The organism is Corynebacterium gottingense (assembly GCF_003693265.1).
GTDB lineage: Bacteria > Actinomycetota > Actinomycetes > Mycobacteriales > Mycobacteriaceae > Corynebacterium > Corynebacterium gottingense.
In genome coordinates, this window is sequence record NZ_RDRE01000069.1 from 1 (window position 1) to 2858 (window position 2858).

Sequence of the window (2858 nt, forward strand, 5' to 3'; positions counted from 1 at the left end):
ACGTACAAGGCGACGATGCGCGGCATCAAGGCGGCAAAGCCTGGCCGCGAGATCAACGTGATCGGCCGCGTGATCGAGTCCTACGCGCAGCGCTTCGGCTACAACGTGGTCACGGACTTTACCGGTCACGGTGTGGGCACTACCTTCCACAACGGTCTGGTTGTGCTGCACTACGACTCCGATACGTACCGTGATGTGCTGGAGCCGGGAATGACGCTCACCGTGGAGCCGATGATCAACCTCGGAGGGCTCGAATACGACATCTGGGACGACGGCTGGACGGTGCAGAACCGAGACGGGGAATTCACGGCGCAGTTCGAGCACACCCTGGTGATCACCGACGACGGCAACGAGATCCTCACCATCCCGGACGAGCAGTACGCCGCCGGTCAGCTCATGCTGGGGAGCTAGGTTGGTTCTTCTCCGTGGCCGCGTCTTGATCTTGACGGCGCGGCTTTGCACATGGCGCTAGCTCCATGTGGTCGGCGGGGAACACCACGACCTGGGGTTTCCTCCGCGGTAGTTCGTACTTGGAGCTAGCGCCATGCACGGGAGCGGACAAAACGTTCGTGTTCCGGGCAGCTGAGACAACCCCCCAAAGCACACGAAAAAACCTCCCGCACCGAGACGGTGGGGAGGTAATTCTTTGCTAGGACTCAGAAGTCCTGAGCAGTGCTTCTTACAGCTTGATCAGGCCGTTGTAGGAAGCGAAGTTGAAGCCTGCGATGACCAGGCCAACGAGAGCGCCGATCGCGGAGACGATGGTGCCGTCGATCCAGATGCGAGCCCACTGCGGGAGAGCCTCGGCGTTCTTCTCCTTGCCGAATGCGTCAACGCCGTAGAACGGCTTATCCGCATCGTTGACGTAGTGGGAGGAACCCTTGCCGTTGAAGAGGCCCTCGGTGCCGTCGGAGATGGACTCGTTGAAGGACTTGTCGCCCTCGCGGCCGTCGAAGCCCTTGAATGCGACGGAGTTGTCCTTGTTCTCGGTCTCGGCCTTCGGACGGTTCGCCGGCTTTTCGTAGGAAGCCTCGGTGGTGGCCGGGGTCTCCGTGGTCTCAGCGGACGCGACGGCGACGCCACCGAAAGCGACGGTCAGTGCGGTTGCGGATGCAACTGCTGCGGTGCGGAAGTTACGCATTGATGTTCCTTCTTTCGAGAAAGTCGTTAGTTGTTGTGTGCGGAATTCCGCGACTTACATGTTCGGGAGGCCGTGGACAACGAAGTTGTAGGCCGGGCCGACGACCAGGCCGACCAGTGCGGAGACAGCGGCGAAGATGGTCGTGGCGTAGAAAGCAATTGCCCAACCCGGCTGCTCATCGAAGTGCTCCTTCTCGGAGCCGAAGATCTCACGGCCGTCGGCAGGGGTAGCGTTGCCGTCCTTGTCGTAGGCACCGAGGGACGCGCCGATCTTGGTGGAAGCGGACGGCTTCTGGGCGTCTGCCGGGGTCTGGTTGTTGGTCTCCGGGGCGGCAGTCTCTTCAGCTGCGGCAATGGTGGTGGAGCCGAAAGCCAGGGCGACTGCGGTTGCGCCTGCGAGGGCTGCCTTACGGAAATTACGCATGAAACGAAATCCTTCTCTGATAGTACTTGCAAGACGTCCGGGGATTAACGGAGAAAATCCAGGGGCCAAAGCTCCTAGGACCGAATGACAAGCCCGATGGACTCGGATCCCGGTGTCGAAAAACCACACTAATGGATAGACGGCATGAATGCACAAGTGAACCGCGAAAAAATTTCAAGAAACGTGAAAATGGGGCCTCTCGTATCGTGGCTTTTGGGGTTCCTGTTACACAACCATTATCTGACGTGGGTTTTTGCTGCTCGATTCTATGTTTTTCCTGGAAAAGCGTTACACCCCCACAACGGGGGTGGACGAACGGTCTAAAATTCGTAAAAGTCCAGGTCGAGGCCCAAAAGCGCGTTCTCCACCACTTCCGGCAACGCCGGGTGAATCCAGTACTGGCGGCGCGGAATTTCCCGCAAGTCCAGGTCATACGCCATGATGGTGACCAATTGCTGGATCAGGGTGGAGGCCTGTGGCCCGATGAGGTGAGCTCCCAGGAGTTTGCCAGACTGGCGGTCGGCGACGAGCTTCACCACACCAGTCGAATCTTCGAGCGCCCAGCCGTAGGCCACATCGCCGTAATTCTGGACCTTGATGGTGACGTCGTGGCCGGCGTCGCGAGCTTCCCGCTCGGTCAGGCCCACCGACGCGATCTGCGGGTGCGTGAACACGGCGTAAGGTACGTGCTGGTGCGGCATCGGCACGAAGTCGTCGGAACCCTTCATCGCTGCAATGACGTTGTGGGTCACCGCGCGCTGCTCCGCGTTGGCCACGTGCTTGAGCTGGTACGGGGAAGAGGCATCGCCGAGAGCCCAGACGCCGTCGGCGGTGGTTCGGCCGTACTCGTCAACCGCGATGCGCCCGTCCTCGCGGACCTCGACGCCACCGGCGGCGGCGTCGAGTCGGTCACCGTTGGGCACACGCCCGGTGGCGATGAGGAGGGCCTCGGAGGTGATGACGGTGGCGTCGTCAAGCGTGAGCTCCACCGAGTGCTCGTCGCCGCGTGCGGACGTGACGGTACGGCCGATGTGGGTGGTGAAGCGCTCGGTGGCAAGTGCGTTGAAGCGCTCGTGGATGTCGGCGTCGAGCGCGCGCATGAGCGGCGAGCGATTCACGATGGTCACCTCGCAGCCAAGCGCGTCAAAGATGTGCGCGAACTCCATGGCGATGAAGCCACCGCCCACGATCGTGAGCGACTTCGGCAGCTCCGGCAGGCGCATGATGTCCTCGTTCGTGTGAAACGGCACGCCCTCGGCCCACTCGGGGATGAACGGACGCGCGCCGACGGCCA

4 protein-coding genes are annotated in these 2858 nt (G+C 61.5%); 1 reads left to right on the plus strand and 3 read right to left on the minus strand.

The window, feature by feature from the left end; genetic code table 11:
• Nucleotides 1–411 (plus strand): M24 family metallopeptidase (locus tag EAW56_RS11425; RefSeq protein WP_122086662.1); only part of this gene is annotated, 411 nt, incomplete at its 5' end.
• A gap of 268 nt (nt 412–679) precedes the next feature.
• Here the strand turns inward: EAW56_RS11425 and EAW56_RS11430 are convergent.
• The 3 genes from EAW56_RS11430 to EAW56_RS11440 form a co-directional block, all read right to left on the minus strand.
• Nucleotides 680–1141, minus strand: coding sequence for a hypothetical protein (locus EAW56_RS11430; RefSeq protein ID WP_122086664.1), 462 nt, complete (start codon nt 1139–1141; stop codon nt 680–682).
• A 54-nt stretch (nt 1142–1195) separates the two neighbouring features.
• Complete coding sequence (locus tag EAW56_RS11435; protein ID WP_122086667.1) at nt 1196–1564, minus strand: hypothetical protein; 369 nt, start codon at nt 1562–1564, stop codon at nt 1196–1198.
• A 320-nt stretch (nt 1565–1884) separates the two neighbouring features.
• Nucleotides 1885–2858: FAD-dependent oxidoreductase (locus EAW56_RS11440; RefSeq protein WP_122086669.1), on the minus strand; the 974-nt coding region annotated here is incomplete at its 5' end.

Coding starts and splice junctions, on each gene's coding strand:
- EAW56_RS11435 (WP_122086667.1), bottom strand. CDS start 1,564: ATGCGTAATTTCCGTAAGGCAGCCCTCGCAGGCGCAACCGCAGTCGCC.
- EAW56_RS11430 (WP_122086664.1), bottom strand. CDS start 1,141: ATGCGTAACTTCCGCACCGCAGCAGTTGCATCCGCAACCGCACTGACC.